24 protein-coding genes and 1 pseudogene are annotated in these 22,386 nt (G+C 71.1%); 12 read left to right on the top strand and 13 right to left on the bottom strand.

The genetic code is table 11. From position 1 onward, the window contains the following. Positions 1–12 precede the first annotated feature (12 nt). From OIC96_RS45470 to OIC96_RS45460, 3 genes are all read left to right on the top strand, one after another. A complete protein-coding gene (locus tag OIC96_RS45470) occupies positions 13–1,053 on the top strand; it encodes a LacI family DNA-binding transcriptional regulator (RefSeq protein ID WP_330302188.1) in 1,041 nt (346 codons plus the stop codon). Positions 1,054–1,172: 119 nt separating this feature from the next. Then, a complete protein-coding gene (locus OIC96_RS45465) occupies positions 1,173–1,553 on the top strand; it encodes a DoxX family protein (protein WP_330302189.1) in 381 nt (126 codons plus the stop codon). After that, entirely contained in the window at positions 1,550–2,017 is a 468-nt protein-coding gene (locus OIC96_RS45460) for a peroxiredoxin (protein ID WP_330302190.1), read from the top strand. The genes OIC96_RS45465 and OIC96_RS45460 overlap by 4 nt, the downstream gene beginning before the upstream one ends. 273 nt (positions 2,018–2,290) lie before the next feature. Here the strand turns inward: OIC96_RS45460 and OIC96_RS45455 are convergent, their stop codons facing one another. Continuing rightward, entirely contained in the window at positions 2,291–2,953 is a 663-nt protein-coding gene (locus OIC96_RS45455; protein ID WP_330302191.1) for a response regulator transcription factor, read from the bottom strand. Further along, positions 2,950–4,131 (bottom strand): sensor histidine kinase, encoded by a 1,182-nt coding sequence (locus OIC96_RS45450; RefSeq protein WP_330302192.1) that lies wholly within the window; start codon positions 4,129–4,131, stop codon positions 2,950–2,952. The genes OIC96_RS45455 and OIC96_RS45450 overlap by 4 nt, the downstream gene beginning before the upstream one ends. On the opposite strand from OIC96_RS45450, the gene OIC96_RS45445 reads away from it, so the two are divergent. The 3 genes from OIC96_RS45445 (at position 4,126) to OIC96_RS45435 (ending at position 6,445) form a co-directional block, all read left to right on the top strand. Continuing rightward, a complete protein-coding gene (locus OIC96_RS45445; RefSeq protein WP_330302193.1) occupies positions 4,126–4,401 on the top strand; it encodes a hypothetical protein in 276 nt (91 codons plus the stop codon). The two genes, OIC96_RS45450 and OIC96_RS45445, sit on opposite strands and share 6 nt — an antisense overlap. A 248-nt stretch (positions 4,402–4,649) precedes the next feature. Beyond that, positions 4,650–5,501 carry a class I SAM-dependent methyltransferase gene (locus OIC96_RS45440; RefSeq protein ID WP_330302194.1) on the top strand — a complete coding sequence of 284 codons (852 nt, stop codon included), beginning with the start codon at positions 4,650–4,652 and terminating at the stop codon, positions 5,499–5,501. Next, positions 5,498–6,445, top strand: a complete 948-nt coding sequence (locus OIC96_RS45435; protein ID WP_330302195.1) for a TauD/TfdA dioxygenase family protein — start codon at positions 5,498–5,500, stop codon at positions 6,443–6,445. Before OIC96_RS45440 ends, OIC96_RS45435 begins: the two co-directional genes overlap by 4 nt. Before the next feature lie 25 nt (positions 6,446–6,470). On the opposite strand, the gene OIC96_RS45430 is transcribed toward OIC96_RS45435, so the two are convergent. The 4 genes from OIC96_RS45430 to OIC96_RS45415 form a co-directional block, all read right to left on the bottom strand. Beyond that, positions 6,471–7,937 carry an FAD-binding protein gene (locus OIC96_RS45430; RefSeq protein WP_330302196.1) on the bottom strand — a complete coding sequence of 489 codons (1,467 nt, stop codon included), beginning with the start codon at positions 7,935–7,937 and terminating at the stop codon, positions 6,471–6,473. Positions 7,938–8,414: 477 nt separating this feature from the next. Next, positions 8,415–9,611 carry an SPFH domain-containing protein gene (locus tag OIC96_RS45425; protein WP_330302197.1) on the bottom strand — a complete coding sequence of 399 codons (1,197 nt, stop codon included), beginning with the start codon at positions 9,609–9,611 and terminating at the stop codon, positions 8,415–8,417. An 11-nt stretch (positions 9,612–9,622) separates the two neighbouring features. After that, the gene (locus OIC96_RS45420; RefSeq protein WP_327426208.1) at positions 9,623–9,874 is read right to left on the bottom strand and encodes a hypothetical protein; all 252 of its coding nucleotides are present in this window, start codon (positions 9,872–9,874) and stop codon (positions 9,623–9,625) included. 109 nt (positions 9,875–9,983) lie between these two features. Then, a complete protein-coding gene (locus OIC96_RS45415; RefSeq protein ID WP_330302198.1) occupies positions 9,984–10,865 on the bottom strand; it encodes a hypothetical protein in 882 nt (293 codons plus the stop codon). Positions 10,866–11,111: 246 nt separating this feature from the next. Here OIC96_RS45415 and OIC96_RS45410 point away from each other — a divergent pair. Beyond that, positions 11,112–12,634 (top strand): annotated as a pseudogene (locus tag OIC96_RS45410) (M81 family metallopeptidase). Between the two features lie 161 nt (positions 12,635–12,795). On the opposite strand, the gene OIC96_RS45405 reads toward OIC96_RS45410, so the two are convergent. Then, positions 12,796–13,032, bottom strand: coding sequence for a chaplin (locus OIC96_RS45405; protein WP_330302199.1), 237 nt, complete (start codon positions 13,030–13,032; stop codon positions 12,796–12,798). Positions 13,033–13,238: 206 nt separating this feature from the next. Between OIC96_RS45405 and OIC96_RS45400 the strand changes: the two genes are divergently transcribed. Then, the gene (locus OIC96_RS45400; RefSeq protein ID WP_330302200.1) at positions 13,239–13,445 is read left to right on the top strand and encodes a hypothetical protein; all 207 of its coding nucleotides are present in this window, start codon (positions 13,239–13,241) and stop codon (positions 13,443–13,445) included. A 72-nt stretch (positions 13,446–13,517) separates the two neighbouring features. On the opposite strand, the gene OIC96_RS45395 is transcribed toward OIC96_RS45400, so the two are convergent. Both OIC96_RS45395 and OIC96_RS45390 read right to left on the bottom strand, forming a co-directional pair. Further along, positions 13,518–14,168 (bottom strand): DUF4360 domain-containing protein, encoded by a 651-nt coding sequence (locus OIC96_RS45395; RefSeq protein ID WP_330302201.1) that lies wholly within the window; start codon positions 14,166–14,168, stop codon positions 13,518–13,520. A 318-nt stretch (positions 14,169–14,486) separates the two neighbouring features. After that, complete coding sequence (locus OIC96_RS45390; RefSeq protein WP_330302202.1) at positions 14,487–15,092, bottom strand: YbhB/YbcL family Raf kinase inhibitor-like protein; 606 nt, start codon at positions 15,090–15,092, stop codon at positions 14,487–14,489. Between the two features lie 204 nt (positions 15,093–15,296). On the opposite strand from OIC96_RS45390, the gene OIC96_RS45385 reads away from it, so the two are divergent. After that, positions 15,297–16,121 carry an SAM-dependent methyltransferase gene (locus tag OIC96_RS45385; RefSeq protein WP_330302203.1) on the top strand — a complete coding sequence of 275 codons (825 nt, stop codon included), beginning with the start codon at positions 15,297–15,299 and terminating at the stop codon, positions 16,119–16,121. A gap of 117 nt (positions 16,122–16,238) precedes the next feature. Continuing rightward, positions 16,239–16,781, top strand: a complete 543-nt coding sequence (locus tag OIC96_RS45380; RefSeq protein WP_330302204.1) for a hypothetical protein — start codon at positions 16,239–16,241, stop codon at positions 16,779–16,781. A gap of 56 nt (positions 16,782–16,837) precedes the next feature. Here the strand turns inward: OIC96_RS45380 and OIC96_RS45375 are convergent, their stop codons facing one another. The 3 genes from OIC96_RS45375 to OIC96_RS45365 form a co-directional block, all read right to left on the bottom strand. Next, entirely contained in the window at positions 16,838–17,356 is a 519-nt protein-coding gene (locus OIC96_RS45375) for a hypothetical protein (protein ID WP_330302205.1), read from the bottom strand. Between the two features lie 203 nt (positions 17,357–17,559). Then, positions 17,560–18,132 (bottom strand): DUF6624 domain-containing protein, encoded by a 573-nt coding sequence (locus tag OIC96_RS45370; RefSeq protein WP_406501261.1) that lies wholly within the window; start codon positions 18,130–18,132, stop codon positions 17,560–17,562. Next, positions 18,129–18,557 (bottom strand): ATP-binding protein, encoded by a 429-nt coding sequence (locus OIC96_RS45365; RefSeq protein ID WP_330302206.1) that lies wholly within the window; start codon positions 18,555–18,557, stop codon positions 18,129–18,131. Before OIC96_RS45365 ends, OIC96_RS45370 begins: the two co-directional genes overlap by 4 nt. A gap of 356 nt (positions 18,558–18,913) precedes the next feature. Here OIC96_RS45365 and OIC96_RS45360 point away from each other — a divergent pair, with 356 nt between their 5' ends. Continuing rightward, positions 18,914–19,735, top strand: coding sequence for an SDR family NAD(P)-dependent oxidoreductase (locus OIC96_RS45360; RefSeq protein WP_443058483.1), 822 nt, complete (start codon positions 18,914–18,916; stop codon positions 19,733–19,735). Between the two features lie 113 nt (positions 19,736–19,848). Here the strand turns inward: OIC96_RS45360 and OIC96_RS45355 are convergent, their stop codons facing one another. Then, complete coding sequence (locus OIC96_RS45355; RefSeq protein WP_330302207.1) at positions 19,849–21,261, bottom strand: hypothetical protein; 1,413 nt, start codon at positions 21,259–21,261, stop codon at positions 19,849–19,851. Positions 21,262–21,517: 256 nt separating this feature from the next. Between OIC96_RS45355 and OIC96_RS45350 the strand changes: the two genes are divergently transcribed. After that, positions 21,518–22,384: a helix-turn-helix domain-containing protein gene (locus OIC96_RS45350; protein ID WP_330302208.1), complete on the top strand. Its 867-nt coding sequence runs from the start codon at positions 21,518–21,520 to the stop codon at positions 22,382–22,384. Positions 22,385–22,386: the final 2 nt, after the last annotated feature.

Below are 22,386 nucleotides of genomic sequence, written 5' to 3'. Positions count from 1 at the left end.
GGAAGGGCCTCCGTGCCACCCACTCCCGCGGTCCCGAGCGGAAAACGGCCGACCCTCGCCGATGTCGCGGCGCGGGCGGGCGTGTCCGTCGCCCTGGTCTCGGTGGTGATGCGCGGGGCCAAGGGTGCCGGAGCCGCCACCCGCGAGCGGGTGCTCCGGGCGGCGAAGGAGATCGGCTACCGACCCGACTCCCGGGCGCGCCTGCTGCGCAGCAGCCGCTCACGCCTGCTCGGGGTGCAGTTCGGACTCCAACAGCCGTTCCACACCGACCTGGTGGAGTTCCTGTACGCCGCCGCCGAGCCCGTCGGCTATCAGATCGCCCTCAGTGCCGTCGCCCCCAGCCGCAGCGAGCGGCAGGCCGTGGAGGCGCTGCTCGGCGACCGCTGCGAGGCCCTGATCCTGCTCGGTCCGCAGGCCCCCGCCGCACGGCTGGCGGAACTCGCGGCGCAGCTGCCGGTCGTGTCCGTGGCCCGGCGGCTGCGTCCACCCGCCGCGGGCGTGGATGTCGTACGGACCGCCGACGACGAGGGCGCCCGCCAGGCCGTCGACCACCTCGTGGCCCTCGGTCACCGCGACATCGCCCACATCGACGGCGGCCGGGCGCCCGGCGCCGCCGACCGGCGCCGCGGCTACCGCACGGCCATGAACCGCCATGGCCTCGCCGACCGCGTCCAGGTCCTGCCCGGCGGACTGACCGAGGAGGACGGCGCCGCGGCGGCCCGCGACCTCCTCGACGCCGGCCTCGCCTCCACCGCCGTCCTCGCCTTCAACGACCGGTGCGCCACCGGCGTCCTCGACACCTTTCTGCGCGCCGGCGTACCCGTCCCCGGCCGGATCTCCGTCGTCGGCTTCGACGACAGCCGCCTGGCCCGGCTCAGCCATGTCGACCTCACGACCGTCGGCCAGGACATCTCGCGCCTCGCGCAGTTGGCGGTCGGCCGGGCCGTGGCACGGCTGGAAGGCGAAGCGGGGTCCGGCGCGCCGGGGCAGGAGATCGTCGTCGAGCCGCACCTTGTCACGCGCGGCACCACCGCCGCTCCCCCGCCGGCCTGAGCCGTCGGCGCTCCGCACGGGTCCTCGATCCTCCAGAACCAGGCAATCGACATGCCCACCCGCCCCATTGACACTTACCGTCCAGTAATATCGCGCGACAGGCCCCCAGAGGAGGAACCGTGCCACGGTCGGAACGCTCGCCCTTGTTGCTCGCCGGCCTATTGGCCGCCGCGGGCGTCACCCACTTCGTCGCACCACGGCAGTACGACGCGACCATCCCGCGGGCCCTGCCGGGTACGCCGCGGACCTGGACCTACGCGAGCGGTGCCGCCGAGCTGGCGCTGGCGGCCGGGGTGGCGCTGCCCCGTACACGGCGGGTCGCCGGGCTCGCCACCGCCGCCTTCTTCGTCGGCGTGTTCCCTGCCAACGTCAAGATGGCCGTGGACTGGCGCAACCGTCCCGCGCCCCTCAAGGCTGCGGCTCTCGCCCGGCTCCCGCTGCAGGTGCCGCTCGTGCTGTGGGCCCGTGGTGTCGCCCGGAGTGGGGAGGGACGGTCATGACGTCTCGCGTGAACGTGGGTGACACGGTCGAGGACTTCGCCCTGCCGGACGAGACCGGGGCGAGCCGGAGTCTGTCCGAACTGCTCGGCGACGGGCCGGTCGTGCTGTTCTTCTATCCCGCCGCCCTCACCGCCGGCTGCACCGCCGAAGCCTGCCACTTCCGTGATCTGGCCGCCGAGTTCGCCGCCGCCGGCGCGCGGCCGGTGGGGATCAGCGGCGATTCCGTCGACCGGCAGCAGGAGTTCGCCGGGCGCCACACGCTCGGATTCCCGCTGCTGTCCGACACCGACGGGACCGTCCGTGAGCGGTTCGGGGCGAAGCGCGGCTTCTCCTTGGCCCCCACCAAGCGGGTCACCTTCGTCATCGCACAGGACCGCACGATCCTGGAAGTGGTCCGCAGCGAAATCCGGATGAGCGCACATGCCGACCGCGCTCTCGCCGCCCTGCGCGAGCACGAGAGCTGAATCGCCGACGGCCCAAGGGCATGCCCACGTGAACAGGCCCCGCCCCATTGCGGATGGCGGGCGGGACCCGTTCACTGCGCCTCATTTTCGGCGGCTCTCGCGGCCTCGGGCAGGGCGCGCGACCGGGCATGTCCGCAAGGCGGCACGTACCCGGTGCGAGCGCCGCACATCCCGTGCGAACGACTACCGGTCACCGCGCAGGGATCGTGGTCATCTCACAGGGGATTGAGGTGATTGCGCGTCAGATCGCCTACACCGCACGGAAGTTCGTGATCACGGCAGGAGTCGCTGCTCCTTGGCGACGGACACCGCGCCCGCTCGGGTGTCCACCCCGAGCTTGGCGTAGATCCGGCCCAGGTGGGTCTTGACCGTGGCCTCGCTGATGAACAGGGCCCGGGCGATCTCCCGGTTGCCCAGGCCGCGCGCCAGCTGCTCAAGGATGTCGCGCTCGCGGTCGGACAGGGCGGGACGTGGGCTGCGCAGCTGGGCCAGCACCCGGTCGGCGACCGGGGCCGACAGGGCGGTCCGGCCGGATGCCGCGCTGTGGATCGCCGCGAAGAGCTCTTCCGGGCGCTCGGCCTTGAGCAGATAACCGGTGGCGCCGGCCTCGATGGCCCGGGAGATGTCGGCGTCGGTGTCGAACATCGTGAGCACCAGCACGCGGGGTCCCCGCACGCCGGGTTCGTCGCCGTCGCCCGACGACAGGTGCCGGGTGGCCGTCACGCCGTCCATGCCGCCGCCGAGCTGAAGGTCCATCAGGACGACGTCGGGCCGGACGCGGGCGGCCACGGCGAGAGCCTCCTCTCCGCTGCCCGCCTCGCCGACCACCTCGATACCCTCGGTACTGGCCAGCAGCGCGCGCAGCCCGGCACGCACCATGGCATGGTCGTCGCACAGCAGCAGCCGGATCGGCGCGGGGGATTCCTGGGGGCTCACGGGCCGTTCTCCGTCGGGGTGTTGGGGGCGAGGGGCGCGAGGGGAATCGCCGCCGAGACCACGGTGCCCTCGCCCGGCGTGGATTCCACGGTGAGTGTGCCGCCCGACTGTCGGGCCCGGATGTGCATGGCCGGCAGCCCGTGTCCACGCGACCGGTCCGCTGCGGGGGCCGCCAGCGCGGCCGGGTCGAAGCCGCGGCCGTTGTCGGCGATGTCCAGCGAGATCTGGTCGTCCAGACACGTCAGGGTCAGCGCGGCCCGTGTCGCCGCGGCGTGCTCGCGCACATTGGCCAGCGCGCCCTGCGCGACGCGCAGCAACGCCGCCTCGACCCGCTCCGGCAACGGGCCCGGAGTGCCGTCGAGCCGGAAGGCCACGGTCAGCCCCGTACCGCTCTCCCGGTCGGCGAGCGCGCTCAACGCCTCGGCCAGCGAACGCTCGGCGAGGTCGGCCGGGGCCAGGTCGTGCACGAACCGGCGCGCCTCGACGAGACTGCGGGAGGTGATCTCGGCCGCGTCCCTCATGTGTCCGCGGGCCGCTTCGGAGTCCGCCTGCCACATACGGTCGGCGGCCTGGAGCAACATCTGCTGGCTGGACAGGCTTTGGGCGAGTGTGTCGTGGATCTCCGTGGACAGCCGCTGTCGCTCCGCGAGGATGCCCGCGCGCCGCTCGGTGGCGGCCAGGTCCCGTCGGGTGCGGACCAAGTCGTCGATGAGGACGCGCTGTCGGGCAGCCTGCCGTTGCAGATGGACCAGTACGGCCGTGGCGACCGCGGCGATGGCCGGAGGGGCCACCACCATGTTGGGGTTGAGCGTGCCGTGCGACACCCGTATCTCGGAGGCGACGACCAGGGCGGTGAGCCCGGCCACCACGGGCACCGCGATCCGCGCGGGCAGCGTGTGCAGTCCGGCGAACAGCAGCGGCATGGCACACCAGGTGGCGCTCGGTGCCAGGGCGAGCAGGGCGATCCAGGCGGCCGAGACCGATCCCAGCCAGGCCAGGTGCCGTGCGGTGGGCCGGCCACCCGGGCGCGGCGCGGGGGCCCACCACCGTCCGAGGACGTAGAGCAGCCAGAAGAGGGCGAACAGCGCCATCACCCAGGCGGTGCGCGGGCCGCTCTGATCGCGGGTCAGGAAGCGGGCGAGCGAGGAACCGAGCAGCAGGAAGAACGCGGCGTGCATGACGAGCGCCAGCCACCGCCCGTCGGGATCGTCCAACTGGCCCTCGACCCCGTCGCGCCGATCCGGATCGCCCGGCTCGCCCTCCGGCTGGTCGCGCGCGTCGCGATCGTCCAGATCACCCTCCACCCGGTCGCGCCCCTCTCGATCGCGCCCCTCCCGATGGCCCAGCTGCCCCTCCGCCCGAGCGCACCCATCCCGCTCACACCGCTCGCCGTCCAGCGCCGCCCCCTGCCCGATCGCCGCCGTCACAGGGCGCACGCCCCCGCGTGACCGATCACCCTGTCGCACCGACGGCCCCCTCGCTCGCCCAAACCGGCCTCTCTCGTTCGACAGTCCAGCGTCCCCGGCGCGACGGCGCATCATCCGATCGGTTGACATCGGCGTCCCCCGAACCGCCTCCGCATCGAGGCCGGTCGGCCGCGTCGGGCCCCCGCTCGTGCGCCGAGGCTGGGGGCGAGACCCGCGAGGCGCGGCGGCCCGGCCGCGGCGCCCGCGCCGAACGAGGAGGGCTGATCCGCGTGCCTGCCAAGAACGTCACCGTCAACCGGGCCGCCCTCGGGCACCGCGTCGCCTACGCGCTGCGTCATCCCGAGCGGGTGCCCCGCCATCTGGTCCGCGCCACTCGGGACGCGTGGCTTCGTCACCGCCGGCCGGACCACATCGCGTACTACCGCGCGGTGATGCGGTCCGACACCCGTGCCGACCCGGACGCGGCGGTCGGCAGCCATACGCATGAGCGGTGGCTGGCGCTGGGGGCCATGCAGTTCGACTACCTGGTCGGCCACGGTCTGCGCCCTGAACACCGGATGCTGGAGATCGGGTGCGGCAACCTGCGGGCGGGCTGGAGGTTCATCCGGCACCTGGAACCGGGGCACTACTACGGCATCGACATCTCCCCCGACATCCTCGTCGCCGCCCAGGACACGATGGTCCGCATGGGGTTGCAGAAACGGCTCCCCACGCTCACCCCGGTCAACGATCTGACCCTGCGCTTCCTGCCCGACGCCCACTTCGACGTGGTGCACGCGCACAGCGTCTTCTCCCATTCCCCGCTGCCCGTCATCGAGGAGTGTCTGGCCAACGTCGGCCGGGTGCTGGCACCCGGCGGCTGGTTCGACTTCACCTTCGACCGCACCGAGGGCAAGGAGCACCACGTCCTGCGGGAGGACTTCTACTACCGCACCGAGACGCTCGTCGCCCTGGCCGAGAAGCATGATCTGACGACGCGCTTCATGGCCGACTGGGAGGAACTGCCGCACGGCCAGTCGAAGATCCGCGTCACCCGCCGCGATGCGCCCTGTCCTGAGGCGGACCCAACGGTCATGCTGGACCCCGACGAGCCGGCCGCACGATCAACGGAGCCCACATGACAGACCAGGTCACCCGTCTCGAAGTGAAGCCGGTCGCCGGCCATATCGGCGCCGAGATCACGGGAGTCGACCTGGCCGAGGAATTGAACGACGAGGTCGTTGCCCGGATCCGGGAGGCGGTGCTCCGCTGGAAAGTGGTGTTCTTCCGCGAACAGAAGCTGGACCACACCTCGCATGTCGCGTTCGCACGGCGGTTCGGCGAACCGATCCGGCTGAGGTCACGGGGCAGTGCCTCGCCCCGGGACTTCCCCGAGGTCGAGACGACGGCCGACCGGCTGGAGCTCGGCGGACGGTACGGCATGGACCACGAGGAGTGGCTGCGCCGGCGCCGCCATTCGCTGCTGCGCGGGTGGCACTGCGACCACGGCGCCCGAGTGGATCCGCCGGCCGCCACGATCCTGCGTGCCGAGACCGTGCCGCCGTACGGCGGTGACACGACCTGGTCCAATCTGGCGGTCGCCTACGCGGGACTCTCCCAGCCCGTACGGGACTTCGTCGACGGGCTGCGCGCGGAGCACCGGCTGGGGGTCGGGTACCAGGCGCGGCCCGGTGACGACGCGTACGTACGGCATCTGCTGGACCATCAGGTCGCCTCCGAGCATCCGCTGGTGCGGGTGCACCCGGAGACGGGTGAGCGGGTGCTGTTCGTCAACGGCTACTACATCGAGCAGATCCTGGGGGTGTCCCGGATGGAGAGCCGGGCGCTCCTGGAGATGCTGCTGGAACAGGCGACGCGGCCCGAGTACACGGTCCGGTTCCGGTGGGAGCCGGGCAGTGTGGCCTTCTGGGACAACCGGGCCACGGTCCATCTGGCGCCCAGTGACACGGCGCATGTCGACCACCCCCGGGTCATGCACCGCGTGATGCTCGCCGGCGAGGTCCCGGAAGGGGTGGACGGCAAGCCGTCGGTGCCGATCGTGGGCAGCGAACCGCAGCGCTGGTAGACGGCGGGGCAGGATCGGAGCGCCGTCAGAAAATGCCCTGTCCCGGTACCAGGATGCCGTGCGGGTCGTAGGTGTGTCTGGCGGTGGCCAGTTGGCGCCAGCTGGAACCGAAGTGGTCGCGCCAGTCCGACGGGCCGAAGGGGACGGAACCGACCGGGTAGTGGGTGCCGCCGGCCGCGTGGACGGTGTCGTAGGCGGTGCGGTTGGCGGCCAGGAGACGGTCGATGGTCGCGGTGTCGTCGGGCGGGGTGGTGCGCAGGACTGCCAGCAGGTAGGGCACGGGGTCGTCGGGGGTGCGCAGCAGCGGCGTGTGGAGCCGTTCGCGCAGCAGTGGGTAGAGGAGGACGACGCCCGGGCCGAGGTCGGCCGAGGTGAGGTCGTCCAGCAGGGATCCGGCGACGGAGACCGCGGAGCGGCCGGGCAGCAGCAGGTTGAGCCAGGGATGGGCGTACGCCCAGAGGCCCGCTTCCTTCAGGGCGGCGACGCCGGGGGCGAGCCGGTCGAGGAAGTCGTAGTACGCGAGGTCGGACGTCTGCACACCGGACGGGTCGTGGCGCAGTCCGCGCAGCAGTGTGCTGTCGTCGGGGGTGGGACCGACGGGCGGGCCGTAGGCGACGGCTTCGAGGAGGTAGCCGCGGAAGGCTCCATCGGTGTCGGCGGTGACTTGTCCCTCGACGTAGGCGAAGCGGCCTTCCCGCACCAGCAGTCGCTGGTCGTCGAGGAACATCCGCAGGTCGTCGTACGGGAGGAGGTAGTGGCGTACGGTCTCGGGCGCGGGGACCAGGCGCAGGGTGGCGCCGACGATGACCGCGCACTGGCCGAGTCCGGCGAGTACGGCGCGGAACAGGTCACGGTGGCGCGTCGGGGAGCAGCGGACGAACTCGCCCGCGCCGGTGACGACGTGCAGTTCCGTGACGTTGTCGACCTGGGCACCGTGCCGGTGGGTCTGGCCGCCGAGACCGCCGACCGACAGGGTGCCGCCGACGGAGAGTTCGAGATAGTCGGTGAGCGTGGGCGGTGTGAGGCCGTGAGCCAGGGTGGCCTTGGCGACGTCGCTCCACTTGGCACCCGCCCCGACCGTGACCGTCGCACTCCGTGCGTCGACGGGGCCGATGGCCGCGAGCGGTGCGGTCTCGATGATCAGGCCGCCGTCGACCTGTGCCTGGCCTTGAGTGGCGTGGCCCTGGCCTCGGGGGGCGACCCGCAGCCCGTGCGCGGCGCAGAAGCGGATCATCGCGGCGATGTCGTGGACGGAACCGGGTCGCAGGACCGCGGCCGGACGCCGGTGAACGATGTGACCGAAGTCGTCGGCGGCGGCGTCGAGCGCTGCCGCGTCGGTGTGCAGGGTCCCGTCCAGCGGCGGAAGGCCGGTGAGCGGACGGTCGGACGCGGTGGCCGCCCAGCTGCGGGTGAAGGGGTCGAACCCGATCACCGCGGCGCCGGCGGCGGCGAGGCCGTGCAGTGCGGTACGTCGCGACGGTGTGCGGGGCATGCGCTCCTCCTGGGGCGGACCGGATGAAGCGATCAATGTTCGCCGAGTGTAAGACAGTTGACACTGATGAACCGGGCGGGACACAGGGGTGTCGAAGGGTTCTCGGGAGCGGAGCCGGACCACAGCGGTGGCGAACCGACGGTCGCGTTCCGCCGCTGCGGTGTGCGGTGAGACGAGTGCGGCCGCCGTCCGGGAGGGACGGCGGCCGACTTCACGCCTGCGCGGCGCGGATCATTCGTGGGGCGTCTTCACGCCGCCGCGGCACGGTCACTCGTCGCAGACCACTCCGTCCTGGGTGTCCTCGCAAGTTGCTTTCACCTGCGCCCAGTTCGACACGAGACGTGCCAAGGGAGTTGTGGTGCCCCGAGGGGCCGTGACACAGCAGTGACATGTGTTGCGGAATGCGGGCCACCGGGTGCGCGGTCCGGCCGCCCGCCGGAACCTTCCGGCGGACCACCGGACCGCGCACCGCAGGGTTCACTCGCCGGCGCGGTCGTCCTTCGGCTCGTCCCCGTCCGTGTCCTTCTCCGGCCCACTCAGGTACCCCGGCAGTTCGAGCAGACCGCCGGCCTTCTCGGGGCGGCCGTCGGAGTTCTGGCCGCTCAGGTTCTGCCGGACCGAGTCCAGGATCGTCAGGCCCTGGGCGACCAGCCCGGCCGCGATCTCACCGAGGCCGTCCGCGCCGTTCAGGACGTTGACGTTGGCTCCGGCGAGTCCGCCCGCCGCTTCCTTCACGATCTGCGGAAGCTGCTCGATCAGCATCCGGTCGAGTGCGACGCGGTCGTGCGACGCCGCGGCCTCGGCCTGGATCTTCATGCGTTCCGCCTCGGCGATGGCGAGCACCTTGATCCGCTCCGCCTCGGCCTCGGCGGGCTTCACGATCTCGCCCACCAGCTGCTGCTGGCGCAACTCGGCCGCACGCTGGGCGAGTTCGGTCTGCGCGGCGAGCACCTCCTGCTGGGCGTGGGCCTGCGCCAGCGGTCCGGCCTGGGCGGCCTGCGCCTGGGCGCGGTCCACCTCGGCCGAGTACTCCGCCTTCACGACCGCGGTCTGCCGGGCGTACTCGGCCTGGTTGCGCGCGGCCACCTGCTCCGCCTCGACCGAGGCCTGGGTGGCCTGGGCCTGCGCGATCTGGGCCTGCCGCTGGATGGCCGCCTTGTGCGGTGCGGACATGGCCTCGATGTAGCCGACGTCGCCGTCGTCGATCGACTGGATCTGCAGCGAGTCCACGATCAGGCCGATCTTCGCCATCTCGACCTTCGAGGTGTCCAGAACCTCCGCGGCGAGCTTCTGCCGCTCGGTGACGATCTCCTCGACGGTCATCGAGCCGATGATGGCGCGCAGATGACCGGCGAAGATCCGGCCGGTCAGCACCGACATCTGGTCCTGGTCGGAGAGGAAGCGCTGACCGGCGTTGATGATGCTCTCGTGGTCGTTGCCGACCTTGAACGCGATCACGGCGCGGACGTGCAGCGCGATGCCCTGCCTGGTCACACAGGTCTCGGTGACCTCGGCCTCGCACATCGACAGGGTGAGAAAGCGGGTCTTACGGAAGACGGGCAGCACGAACTTTCCGTGCCCCGTCACCACTCGGAACGGCGCGCCCCCCAGTCCCCGCCTGCCTCCCGATATCAGCATCGCCTCATCGGGGGCGGGAACGCGGTAACCGAACATCCTGATTCTCCTTAACCGGCGTCGACGGGATCGCCGTCCAACGCGTCCAACGGGTCGACCCAGCGGATGACGTCGACCTCACGACATCCGCGGGATTCGACCACGAGCACGGTCGCCCCCATGGGCAGGGGCTCCTGCGACCAGGCAAGGAAGGTCTCGGATCCGCCTCTGACCCGCACGAGGATCTCGCCTGGACCGGCGCTTCCCCGCGTGCCGATGAGGAGCTCCCCGGTACAGCCGATCACGGCATCGTCCTGCACCATTGTCGGCCGCCTCCCCGTATCTCTGGTTCTGCTTCCGACCTTAGACCTCACCCCCGTCGGACGCCTACGCGCCTGTCGCTCTCCGAGTCACGCGCCGCGGTGCCTACGCTCAGCTCTTGGTGAACCGGTAGGTCTTGCTGTCGGTCAGGACACAGAAGCCGGGCGACACGACGATCACCCGCAGAGTGCCGGTGCGCCGGTCGTAGTCGATGCCCTCCGCCTCGAAGGTGCCCGAGCAGGAGCTGCGCAGCGGGAGCTGGCGCAGCGCGGTGACATGGCCGGACACGTCCGCCGTGCCGTTCGGCTCGCCGGACAGGTCGATCTGCAACAGCGGCTTGGTGATGCCGAAGAGCGTGCCCGCCGGGTCGTCGGACGAGCACAGCAGCCGCGTCGCGGTGACGAAGTCGCAGCCCTGTACGTCGCGTACGGCGTGGTCGAGGTTGACGGTGGACGCCTGCGGGAGGTTCGCCGAGGGCGAGGTGCTCGGGTTCACGCCAGGAGTCGGGAACACCAGCAGCCGGCTCATCGTGCCGTACTCGCCGGACACCATCCACGTACCGCTGGGCGAGATGGTGACGAACGAGTTGTTCAGCGCCTCTCCCGCGCTCAGCGCGTGGACGTACTCCGACCAGCCGCCGCCGGGCGCCTGCACCCGGAACATCTTCGCGCTGCCGGAGTCGGCCTGGTACGGCTCGACGTAGTAGCCGTCGTAGGAGGCGTCGGGGTCACCGACATGGTTCCAGCCGCGACTGCTGACGCTGGACGGGATCGTGCCGATGCCCGTGTAGCGGTTGGCGCTTCCCGCCGGCACCTCGACCGAGGTCAGCCCCTGGCTCTCGGTCAGCGGGTCGGCGCGGTCCGAGCCCACCTCGTTCCAGGTGTCGGCGGCCGCGGCGGGCGTGGTGGTGGCGACGGAGAGGACGGCGGCCGTGGCGAGCGTGACGAGACCGGCCAGGACCGTGTGACAACGTTGCCGTGCGAGCATGCGCATGAGGTCTGCTCCTCGGTGGGGGGTGTCTGTTCGGCGCACAGTCTGACCCGTCACAGTGGTCATGTACAGACCAATGAATGGACGTCAGTCGTCATCCCGTCGTCCAGCGGGCAACCTGGTCGGTCCCCCTACGCCAGTGCCACCGCGCCGAGTTCCGTACGCGCGCGGAACGCCGCGCCGAGCGCGACGGCACCGTCGCCGAGCCGGGCGCCAAGAAGACGCGCAGCCATGCCGCAAGGAGGAGCCATGCCGCAATCCCGCACCGCCGTCGCACGCCCCCGCATCGCCATCGCCGGACTCGGCATCGAGTCGTCGACGTTCTCGCCGGCGCGGACCGAGGCTCCCGCGTTCCATCCGCTGCGCGGCGCGGGCGTCCTGACGCGCTATCCGTTCCTCGCGCCCGGGACGCCGCTGCTCGGCGCCGCCGAGTGGCGCGGCGCGCTCGTCGGCAAGGCACTGCCCGGCGGCACGGTGACCGCCGCCGCGTTCGCCGGGCTCTCCGACGAACTCGTCGGCGGCTCGCGGCGATGCCACCTCTCGACGGCCTCTGGTACGACATCCACGGCGCCATGACGGTGGAGGGCGTCGACGACGCCGAGGCGGTCCTGCTCGCCCGGATCCGCGCGACCGTCGGCCCGGACGTGATCGTGTCCACCTCCATGGATCTGCACGGCAACGTCTCGCGCGAACTCGCCCACATGAGTGACCTGATCACCTGCTACCGGACGGCCCCGCACGAGGACCACGTGGAGACCAAGGAGCGGGCCGCGCGCCATCTCGTGGACCTGCTCACGACCGGTGCGCCCCGGCCGGTCAAGGCCTGGATCCCGATGCCCGTGCTGCTGGCCGGCGAGCAGACCTCGACGCGGATCGAACCGGCCAGGAGCGTCTACGCGGCGGTCGACGACGTGGAGGCGACGGACGGCGTCACCGACGCGGCGGTCTGGGTCGGATACGCGTGGGCGGACGAGCCGCGCAACCGCGCCGCCGTCGTCGTCACCGGACCGTCCGAGGCCGCCGTCACCGCAGGTGCCGAACGGCTGGCCCGCGGATTCTGGGAGGCTCGGCGCGCGTTCGCGTTCGTCGCGCCGACCGGATCACTGGACGAGTGCCTCGACGAGGCTCTGGCCTCGGACGCCCGGCCGTACTTCATCAGCGACACCGGCGACAACCCGACAGCGGGCGGCGCGGGCGATGTCACCTGGGGGCTCGAACGGGTGCTGGCCCGGCCGGAGTTCAAGGAGACGTCCGGCCCGACGGTCATCTACGCCTCGGTGCCGGGCCCGGACGCGGTGGAGGCCGCGGAGAAGGCGGGCGTGGGGGCGGCCGTCACGGTCACGGCCGGTGCCGCGGTGGACAACCGGCATGCCGGGCCGCTCACCATGACCGGGGTCGTGCACGCGGTCCGGCACGGCGACCGGGACGCGGAGACCGAGGTCGTACTGCGCGTGGGCAGCGTGCACGTGATCATCACCAGGCTCCGCAAGCCGTACCACCACGAGCACGACTTCACCGCTCTGGCGCTCGACCCGCGCGGCGCGGACATCGTCCTCGTCAAGATCGGCTACCTGGAACCGGAACTGTTCGACATGTCCGTCGGCTGGAAGCTCGCGCTCACTCCGGGCGGCGTCGACCAGGACCTGGTCCGGCTGGGGCACCGCCGTATCCGCCGCCCATTGTTCCCGTTCGACCCGGACATGGCCGCACCGGACCTCACGGCCCGGATCATCCCTCCCTCGAACACACCGCTCACCGGGGGAGACGAGTGAGCCGCGGCTCTCCGGGAAGTCCCGGGGACCCTGGAACTCGGACCCCGGAAGTGTCGCGGCCGCCCGGGAAGTCCGGGACGTTTGGATGTCCCGGACTTCCCGGGCCGTCCGCCGGGCAGGGCAACCCTGCCCGGCGCGACCAGGCCGTCAATGGTCGGTCGTCAGTCGTTCAGGCAGACATTGCCGATCGCCGGGTTCAGCAGACCCACCACGTTGACGGTGTTGCCGCAGACGTTGACGTCGAAATCGACGGGGATCTGGATGACGTTGCCGGACAGGACTCCGGGACTGTCCACGGCGACACCGACCGGGTCGGGGTCGGCGGCGGAAGCGGTCCCGGCGGTGGCCAGAAGGGCCACTCCGGCCAGCCCGGCGGCGGCCATCAGACGAACACGCATTGCAAGCTCCGATCAGTCGCAGGGGTGCGAGTTCCTCCACCATCACCTCCGCGAGCGGCGACCGACATCGCTGTACGCCCGAACGGGGCCCTCGTGCCGAGGGCCACCCCCTGAGCTGCGTCGGGGCACACCCCGCGCAACGCGTCGCGCGGGGTGTGCGGAATGCCCGTAGCGTGAGAACAGGTCAGGTGGAACAGGGAGAGATCATGTCAACCAGCCAACCCGATTCGCCCGCACCGTCCGACGACACGGTGACCCCCGACGCGCTGCTGCACATCGGTTCCAACGGCGAGGTGACCGCCGAGGACCTGGTGCTCGCCGCAGGGCGCGACATCACACCGGCGAACCTCGCCTGGGCCGAGCGCAAGCTGAAGGAAGAGGGACCGGCGGCCCTCGACAAACTGCTTCCCTAGCTTGACCGGCTCCGATGCGGAGGAGCCGGTCAAGGAACCGCGGATCGAGAACCGCAGGTCAGGAAGGGTGGATCAGGAGCTGGGGCACTCCTTCCAGGCCAGGTGGTAGACGGTGCTGATGTCACCGTCCGTCGAGTCCATGGTCATGAAGCTGCTGCTGCCGGGAGCGGAGGTGCCCGCGTTGACGCGGAGCTCCGTGTTGATGTTGAAGTTCCGCTGAACCCCGCAGGGCGCCCACACCAGTTGGGCCCAGTCGGTGGTGTCGGTGGACTGCCAGTTGTCGTCGTACGGGCCGCTGAAGGGGTGGGTGATGGCGGCCGTGTTCGGGGAGCCCTGGAAGTAGTACGAGGCCTTCTCGGTGCTGCTCGCGCCCCGCTGGAGTGCGGCGAAGCCGCGGTAGTCCGCGCTGGCGATGGCGTACGTGAAGCCCTGCGGGACATGGACGATCAGGTTGAGCTGGCAGTTCTTGCGGAACGCCGTGGGGTCGGAATTGCCTCCGACCTGGGCGAGGTACTCGCTGTAGGTCACCGTGAAGGCCGTGTTGTCCGGGGAGACCGCGACAGCGGCGGTCCCCTGGGGACAGCCGGATCCGTTCACCGTGGCGACCTTGATGACGATCTTGTCCGGGGGCGGGTCGACGAACCCGGAGGACGGGTCCTGAGTCGGGAGCGCTGAGGCGAACAGGGCGGCGATCGCGCCACCCAGAAGCAGCCCACCAGCCATGGTGCTCCAATCCGTTGCGTTGGTGTTCCGGCGGCAGCACAGGGCGTGTGCCGCCGTGAAATGGGGGGTGCGGTTCCCCGCGCGAGCGGGGAACCGTCGCAGACCAGTGCGTTGGATCAAGCGTGGCTCGTTTACGCATGCACATGACAAGCACACATGCGCGTCTCGCCCCCGGATGTGAAGGAGCCGTGAAGACCGGGGGTGACCGAATCGTACGTACGCGTGTCCGGGGCGGCCAGGGTCATCTCCGGCCATTCGACGCCGTGATTCGACGACGCCGTTCGACGCGCGTCACGCCAAGCCGGTGATCCGCGCCGCTCACCGACCGTAGCGGCCGACCAGCGTGCCGGATCCGGTGGTATGTCCGGCGAGCGCGTGCTTCACCTCGTCGGCCGAGGCGCCCGCGGAGAGGGTCGGTTTCCCGTCGGCGGCGAACACCGAGAAGACGTAGCGGTGAGGAGCGCCCTTGGGCGGGCAGGGCCCGCCGTAGCCGCGTTTCCCGAAGCCGTTACGGCCCTGCACGGCCCCGCTCGGCACCTCACCCGCACCGAGCGCCGTCTCATGGGGATCGATGCCCCATACGACCCAGTGCACGAAGGTGCCGCGCGGGGCGTCCGGGTCCTCGACCAGGACCACCAGCTCGGCGGCGTCGCGCGGCACACCGGAGAAGTTCAGCGGCGGCGACACGTTCTCGCCGTCGCAGGTGTAGCGGCGCGGGATGGTCCCGCCGGCGTCGAAGGCCGGACTGGACACCGTGATCGTCTTCGCCGCGTGGGCCGCCGATGCCGCGGACGCGGTGGAGGTACCGGGGGCGGAGGCGGTGGGCGTGCGGGAAGCTCCTCCGTCGCCTCCGCACCCGGCGATGAGCCCCAGCACGGCTGCCGCGACGAGGGTTACGGCCCTCCGGCGGCTTCTTCGGCGCATGTCCGCCACGTTAGCGCCGGGCGGGCGGAGGGGCAGCTCGACGACCCACGGAGTCAGCGGCCCGGAACAGCGCGCCCAGCACCTGACGCGTGGCCAAAAGTCGCGCGTCGACGGGGAGTTGGGGTCGCGGAGCCCGGCGGGGCCGCACCGGTTCGTCTAGGTTGATGTTCGGCCGTCGAACATCGCTGCGCAGGAGGCGCTTCCGTGTCAGACCCTGACCCCCAGCTCGTTGCCGCCGCGGAGATACGCGCCCGGATCGACACGAGCAAGCCCCACTCCGCGCGCTTTTGGAACTACTTCGTCGGCGGCAAGGACAACTACGAGGTCGACCGCGAGATCGGTGACCACATCAAGCAGATCTTCCCCGGCCTGGTGGACGTGGCGCGCACCAGCCGTCACTTCCTGGGCCGCGCGGTCCGGTATCTGGCGGTCGACCAGGGCATCCGTCAGTTCCTGGACGTCGGGACCGGACTTCCGACCGCCGACAACACCCATGAGGTCGCCCAGCGGCTGGCACCGGACGCGCGGATCGTCTACGTCGACAACGACCCCATGGTGCTCGCTCACGCCCGTGCGCTGCTGACCAGTACGCCCGAGGGCGAGACCGCGTATCTCGACGCCGACCTGTACGACCCCGACGCCATCCTGAAGGCCGCCGCGGGCACGCTGGACCTCTCCCGGCCGGTCGCCCTGATGATCCTCAACACGCTCGGCCACGTCGCCGACTACGAGCAGGCGCGGGCGCTGGTGTCCCGGCTCATGGACGGGCTCGCGCCGGGCAGTTACCTGGTGATCAGTGACAGCACCGCCACCAGCGAGGGCATGATCGCGGCGTCGGAGGCGTACAACTCCAGCGGGGCCGTGCCGTACTACGTGCGCAGTGTCGAGGAGATCGGCGGCTTCTTCGACGGGCTCGAACTGGCCGAGCCCGGCATCGCCCAGGTCACGGGGTGGCGTCCGGAACCCGGGGGTTCATCGAGCACGGACGTCGCCGTCGACGCCTACGGAGGAGTGGGCCGCAAGGCGTAGTGATCCGGCCATACGGTGGCGGGGCGACGGGCATGGTGGCGGGCGGAGAAGCGTGGTGACCGCGCGAACAGCCCGCCGCCTCATCGTGCCCTGCCCACCCCTGCGAGACTGAGCCGCATGGATCCACGACACCTGAGACTCGGTCGCCGTCGCATATGGATGAGCAGCGCGGCCTGCTTCCTGGTGCTCGGGCCGATCGGCTGGTTCCTGGCCGGCTGGATTCCCGTCGTGCTGCTGGCCGTCGCCCTCGTCGCGGCCACGTCGGTCTCGCACTGGAAGGCCACTTCCTGGCTCGCGCCCGCCATCGCGAAGGGACAGCGGGAAAGCCGCCGGGACGTCGCGACCTTCTGCGTGGTCATCGCCGTCAGCGGCTACGCCCAGCCCCTGGCGATGCCTTCCAGCTCTCCCCGGGACACGGCCGCCCTGCGCCTGGAGGCGTACCGGGCCGCCGCGGACGACGACCTGGCGGAGGATCTCCGCCATCTGGCGGCCGACGCACTGGGCGCCGCCGACCACGCGTACGCCGAGGACACCCCGGCAGGCTGGCGAGCCGCCCGCGCGAGCGCGGAGCGCCTGGCGCACGCCGCCCAGGAGGGCAACCCGTACGTGCGACAGCTCCTCATCCAGTGGGTGGAGCAGAACCCCGCCGGGGAACGTTAGGGCCTGTCTTTCGGATCAGCCCTGGGCCGCGAGGCCTGCACCGCCCCGGTCGGGGTTCACGAGTCCGCTTCCCGCCGAAGGAAGTTGGTCACCTGGCAGGCGAGACTGTCCCTGGTCGTGCCGGAGCGTGTGCTCGCGTCGGCAGAGGTCTCGTAGAGGTCGATGCCGCCCGCCCAGAGGTAGCGCTCGGTCCACTCGTCGTCGACCTTCAGCTGGATCTGGATGTCGGCGCGGTGCAGGACGGCGTCGGGACCGGCGGCGTAGAGGACCGCTGTGGCCCGGCGCAGGGGGTAGACGTCGTAGCCCTCGATGAACTGTGAGTTCCGCCAGTCGAGGAACGCGCTCTCGCCGTCGGCACCGATACGGATATCGATCTGACCGTCTTCGAGATGGATGCCGAAATGCTCAGTGGTTCGGTTTTCCACGGTCACCCGAAACCTGAAGTAGGTGAGTCCGTCGGCGGCGTCGTCACGCCCTCTCGGGGGCTCCGCCTTCTCCACACCGTGGACGCGGACACGCAGGCCGGCATGCTCCTCGTACTCCTGCCAGTCCCCGACCACGTTCGGCTCGCGCACAGTCCACCTCTCCACTTCAGAGAGCTGTTTCCTATCTGTGCCCTCAACGAAGTGTCAAATGAGCGGAACATGCCGTGGCCAGGGATTTCCCTTTGCTTGATCGGCGATCAAGCCGTGCCCAGCCAGAACCTTTCCCGGGCGGCTTCGACGGCATTTCCGCGCGTGCTGCACATCACGTTCCGCACATGACGTTCTCCGGCGTCTCATCCGCCGTCGCGCAGTGTCCGCATCTGCTCGTCGAGCGGGCCGAGGCCGACGTCGCGGCGGCGTTCGTCGAGGGTCTGGGGGCGGCGGATGGGGTACGGGCGGAGGGTCAGGGGATTGACGCGGGTGCCGTAGAACTGCGGCCGGCCCTCTTCGACGGCGCAGTGGTCGGCGATATAGGCGTGGTGCACGGCGGGGCAGCGCCCGTCCGCCGCGGCCTGGGCGATCAGGTCGCGGCACCTGAGCTGGAGGTCGAGGTCCGGTGCGTGCAGCAGGATCATCAGGGCTGCCGTCGAGGCGGGCGCGCCGACCACGTCGGCGGTCGGCCAGCCGTGCCGGCGGACGATCGTCCTGAGCGCTTCGGCATTGGCTTCGCGGCACTCGGTGAGCAGGCGTCGGCACTGGGCGATGGGGTCCACCCGCGCCTCCCGCATCAGTCGCTGCTCGTCGTCCGCCCGGCGCACGAGTTCCCCGGCGAGAGCCGCCGCGAGTTCCGGGATCATCGGCCGCGCGTCCTCATGCCCCGGCCGCGCGTCGCCGCCGACCGCCAGATGCCCCGGGGAACCCTTCACGGCATCCCCCGAAGCATCAGCGCGAACCACACCTTCTTCCCTGCGCTGCCCGGGTCGGCCTGTGCGATCCCCCAGTCGTCGGTCAGCGCGGCGACGATGGCCAGTCCGCGTCCCGACTCCTCGGCGCCGTCCGCCGTGCGCAGCCGAGGCAGGGCGGGCGAGCGGTCGGCGACCGTCACACGCAGCTCGCGCTCGGTGTACTCGACGGTGACGGTGATCGTGCCGCCGGGATCGGGGCTGCCGTACTTGACCGCGTTGACGAACAGCTCGTCGGCGGCGAGGACAGCGTTGTCGAGGTGATCGGGCGAAAGCCCCAGATGGGTGAGGTACTCGGCGAGCATGCCCCGGACCCCCGCCGCACGCGAGGGATGGGCGGGGACCGTGGTCCGCAGGAGGTGGGCTTCGCTCGCCGACAGCACGGGCATCGCGGGAGTCATAGGCGTTCCGGGAGTCAAGGGAGACACGGGGGACACGGGGATCGCGGCGGGGTCAGCGGACAGGGCCCGGCCCGCAGGCGCGTGGGCGTCCGCCGCGCGGACGTCGTGCGCCGCTGACCGCGCATCGTGCGCCGTCGCCTGCACGTCGGGTGCCAATGAGGGCGAGGGCCCGCGGCGATGCGCCCTGGATGCCGTCATCGGTCCTCCTTCGGATGCAGCACGGGTGGGGGGTCGGTCTCGGTGGCTGCCCGTGCAGCCAACACGCCGGACCGGCGGCGGGACCAGGGGGTATCGGGGTTGTCCGGTTGCAGGCACGTAGTGGCATGGGATGTATGTTCGATCGCGTGAGCAACGTGAACGGGGGCCGGCCGGCGCTGGACCGGCCCGGCGGCACCGGATGGCCGGGGGTGCTCGGCAAGCGCGTACTGGTCACCGGTGGTACGCGGGGGCTCGGCGAGCAGATCGTGCGACTGCTGGCCGCGGAGGGCGCGCGGGTGGCGACCTGCGCACGCACCGCGCGGGATCTGGAGACGCTGGCCGCGTCGATGGACTCCGGCGTGTTCACCCGGCCGCTCGATGTCACCGCGCCCGAGGAGTTGGAAGGGTTCGTAGCCGCCGTGGTGAAACGTTTCGGCGGCCTGGACGGGGTGGTGGCCTGCGCGGGCGGTTCCCGCGGGGGCGGGTTCGAGCAGGCGGACGCCGTGGACTGGGCGGCGACCTGGGAAGTGAACGTCGGCCACACCGTGCGGCTGGTGCGGGCCGCGGTCCCGCATCTGCGGGCGGCGGGCGGTGGCTCGGTCGTGGTGATCTCGTCGATCTCCGGCTGGAAGCCGGGCCCGCCTGTCCAGTACGGGGTCGCGAAGTCCGCGCAGATCCAGCTGGCCGCGTCGCTCGCCCGCGAGCTCGGTCCGGACGGGATCAGGGTGAACGCCGTCTCCCCCGGGTCGATGCTCATCCCCGGCAGGCGCTGGGAGCGGATGCGCAGGGAGGAACCCGAGGCATTCGCCCGGTTCGTGGCGGCGGAGCTGCCGGGCGGAGAGCCGGTCGCGCCCCAGGAGGTCGCCCGGGTGGTGGCGTTCCTGCTCTCGGACTGGTCGAGCGGGATCTCGGGCGCCCACCTGCCGGTCGACCGCGCCCAGAACGCCCCCTCCCCGGACGGGTACTGAGACACCCGGCGGATCGGACCGGAAGAGAGCAGCGGTGCCGGTCACGCCCGTCTCGGGCGTGACCCGCCGTCCAGTCCCTGAGTCGCCCGGCGTCCCGGCCGCGCCCTTCCCCGTCATGCCACCGCTCCCAGCACCCCCCGAGACCTGCGCTCGAACTCCTGCACCACGGGCTCGTGACGGCGGGGCTCAAGGCGTTTGCGGAAGTCGCGCAGGGCCTGGATCGACCGTTCGCTGTGCACGGTGCTGAGGGTGTCGAGCGCCTCGGTCGCGGTGCCGACGGCCTCGTCGAGGCGGTCCTGCTGGAGATGGGCGGTCGCCAGGACGGAGCGGCTGATGGCCTGGCGCCTGCGCCGGTCCGCGTTGGCGCTGAGCGACTCGCTCGCCGTGCGCTCGGCCTGGGCGGCCTGCCCCAGATCACGGAAGCACAGGGCTGACTCGGCCTGAAGATAATGATGGTCGAGATAGCGCACCCACACCGACTCTTGCGCTGCTCCCTTGCTCGCGTCCAGCTCCCGCTCGGCGAGACGCAGGGCTTCGGACGCCTCGTCCGAGCGGCCCTGCGCCGCGTGCCCGCGCGCCGACATGGCGTACAGGCGCATCAGGCCGAGCGGGCTGCCCGCGCCCTTCGCGGTGACGATCCCGGCGCGGGCCAGGGCCACCCCCTCGTCGGGGCGGCCGAGGTTGGTGGCCAGATGGGAGAGTCCGGCCAGGATCTGGCCGCCCAGCACCCGGTCGCGGCCCTCGGCGCAGAGTCTCAGCGCCTGGGTCATATAGCGCTGGGCCAGGCCGTACTCCCCCGCGTCGTACGAGCTCCAGCCGGCCATCGCGGCCAGGCGCGCGGCGGCGGCGTACAACTGGCGGCGCAGCCGCGGTGGCGTACCGCGCCGCTGGAGCAGGGGGACGACCTCGGTGGACAGGTAGTGCACGATGCTGGTGCGCACTCCGCCGCCGCCGTAGTGGTTGTCCATCTGGTCGAACATGGCGATCATCGCGTGCACCTGCTCGACCGGTCCGCCGCTCGCCGTCAGGGCCGGTTCGACGGCCTCATGGTGCTCCAACAACCAGAGCAGCCACTCGCGTTGAGGGTTCGTCAGGGCGGCGGCCACAAAGGGGACCGAGCCGAGGAGGCTGCGCCGGGAAATGTCGGTGGACCCCAGCTCCGCCAGGGTGTGAAGGGTTTCTGCCACGTCTTCGCCATAGCCGAGCGCCCGGCTCACGACCGGGCGCTGCTGATCGGAGAGGAAACCGAGGTCCGCGGGTGACACAGCACGGCAGAGCCGCTCGGACAGTACGGCGGCGATCAACTCCGGTGTGGTTCCCCGCGGTTGCTGGCCCTGGAGCCAGCGGGTGACCGACGCCTTGTCGTAGTGGGAGTCCGTGCCCTGACGCCGCCCCAGCTCGTTGACCCGCAGGGCGAGTGAGGCGTAGGAACAGCCGGCTTCCTTGAGGGCGGCCGCCAGCACCTTGTTGGCCCCGGTGGGGACCTTGCCGGCGTTCCTCGTTTGTCCGTCGGTCACGGTGGCCATCCCGGTCTCGCCTCGCGGTCGCGTACGGCTGCGCTCGTACGTACGTACCTGCCGAGACGTCAATCCCCGGACGGGCGAGCACAGTTGGACGCCATCGCCACGGAGTGTGCGATACGTCACTCGATCACTATGGTCGCCGACACACTCAGTGTGCAACCGGCGTTCTGATAATTTCAGAACGATTCGCATCGCCCTGTCTCTGTCATCGACCGCGTGGCACACTGCACGCTGTGACGGCCGTTCCGGGAGGTAGGACGTGAGCGAGAACCGCTCTGGCGGCAGCGCCCCCACCGTCCTGCGGATGGTTCTCGGGAAGCGGCTTCGGCAACTGCGGGAACAGGCGGGGGTGTCGTTCGAGAACGCCGCACGGGCCATCGAGGTCACTCCGCTGACGGTTCGCCGGATCGAGAAGGCCGAGGTCGGGCTCCGCATCCCGTACGTACGGGAGTTGCTGCACACCTACGGGGTCCCGGCGGCGGAGATCGACGACTTCCTCGCCCTGGCCAGGGAAGCCAACCAGCCCGGCTGGTGGTACAAGTACCGCGACGTACTGCCGGAGTGGTTCAGCGCCTATGTGAGCCTGGAGAGCGAAGCCAGCGTCATCCGCCTCTACGAACCCCACTACGTTCCCGGCCTGTTGCAGACGCGCGACTACGCCACCGCACTCATGCGCGTCGGCTTCCCCAACGAGTCGAAGGAGGACATCGCCCGCCGCGTCGCCCTGCGGGTCAAGCGCCAGGACCTGCTCGCCAAGCCGGACGCGCCCGCCATCTGGGCCGTTCTGGACGAGACGGTGCTGCGCCGGCCGGTGGGCGGGGCCGAGGTGATGCGGGCTCAGATCGACCGGCTGCACGAGGTCCTGGACATGCCGAAGGTCCGGATCCAGATCATGCGTTTCAGAGTGGGGGCCCACCCGGGTGCCTTCGGCCCGTTCCACCACTTCCGCTTCGGCTTCTCCGAACTCCCCGACGTCGTCTACACGGAGAGCCTCGTCGGAGCGGTCTACGTCGACCGGCCCGACGACGTCGTCAGCTATCTCGAAGTACTGGACCGGATGTCCGTGCAGGCGGAGCCGGTCGCTCGGACCAGGGCCATCCTGGGTGAACTGCGTAAGGAGTTGTGATC

It is taken from the genome of Streptomyces sp. NBC_00775 (assembly GCF_036347135.1).
Classification (GTDB): Bacteria; Actinomycetota; Actinomycetes; order Streptomycetales; family Streptomycetaceae; genus Streptomyces; species Streptomyces lutosisoli.
The sequence above is the reverse complement of the archived record's forward strand: the minus strand, read 5'-3'. Positions and strand labels throughout refer to the sequence as shown.

What these genes read in the sequence shown, in the direction of transcription:
- OIC96_RS45460 (WP_330302190.1), top strand. Translation starts at nt 1,550, where the DNA reads ATGACGTCTCGCGTGAACGTGGGTGACACGGTCGAGGACTTCGCCCTG.
- OIC96_RS45450 (WP_330302192.1), bottom strand. Translation starts at nt 4,131, where the DNA reads ATGCACGCCGCGTTCTTCCTGCTGCTCGGTTCCTCGCTCGCCCGCTTC.
- OIC96_RS45435 (WP_330302195.1), top strand. Translation starts at nt 5,498, where the DNA reads ATGACAGACCAGGTCACCCGTCTCGAAGTGAAGCCGGTCGCCGGCCAT.
- OIC96_RS45430 (WP_330302196.1), bottom strand. Translation starts at nt 7,937, where the DNA reads ATGCCCCGCACACCGTCGCGACGTACCGCACTGCACGGCCTCGCCGCC.
- OIC96_RS45425 (WP_330302197.1), bottom strand. Translation starts at nt 9,611, where the DNA reads ATGTTCGGTTACCGCGTTCCCGCCCCCGATGAGGCGATGCTGATATCG.
- OIC96_RS45420 (WP_327426208.1), bottom strand. Translation starts at nt 9,874, where the DNA reads ATGGTGCAGGACGATGCCGTGATCGGCTGTACCGGGGAGCTCCTCATC.
- OIC96_RS45415 (WP_330302198.1), bottom strand. Translation starts at nt 10,865, where the DNA reads ATGCGCATGCTCGCACGGCAACGTTGTCACACGGTCCTGGCCGGTCTC.
- OIC96_RS45405 (WP_330302199.1), bottom strand. Translation starts at nt 13,032, where the DNA reads ATGCGTGTTCGTCTGATGGCCGCCGCCGGGCTGGCCGGAGTGGCCCTT.
- OIC96_RS45400 (WP_330302200.1), top strand. Translation starts at nt 13,239, where the DNA reads ATGTCAACCAGCCAACCCGATTCGCCCGCACCGTCCGACGACACGGTG.
- OIC96_RS45395 (WP_330302201.1), bottom strand. Translation starts at nt 14,168, where the DNA reads ATGGCTGGTGGGCTGCTTCTGGGTGGCGCGATCGCCGCCCTGTTCGCC.
- OIC96_RS45390 (WP_330302202.1), bottom strand. Translation starts at nt 15,092, where the DNA reads ATGCGCCGAAGAAGCCGCCGGAGGGCCGTAACCCTCGTCGCGGCAGCC.
- OIC96_RS45380 (WP_330302204.1), top strand. Translation starts at nt 16,239, where the DNA reads ATGGATCCACGACACCTGAGACTCGGTCGCCGTCGCATATGGATGAGC.
- OIC96_RS45365 (WP_330302206.1), bottom strand. Translation starts at nt 18,557, where the DNA reads ATGCCCGTGCTGTCGGCGAGCGAAGCCCACCTCCTGCGGACCACGGTC.
- OIC96_RS45355 (WP_330302207.1), bottom strand. Translation starts at nt 21,261, where the DNA reads ATGGCCACCGTGACCGACGGACAAACGAGGAACGCCGGCAAGGTCCCC.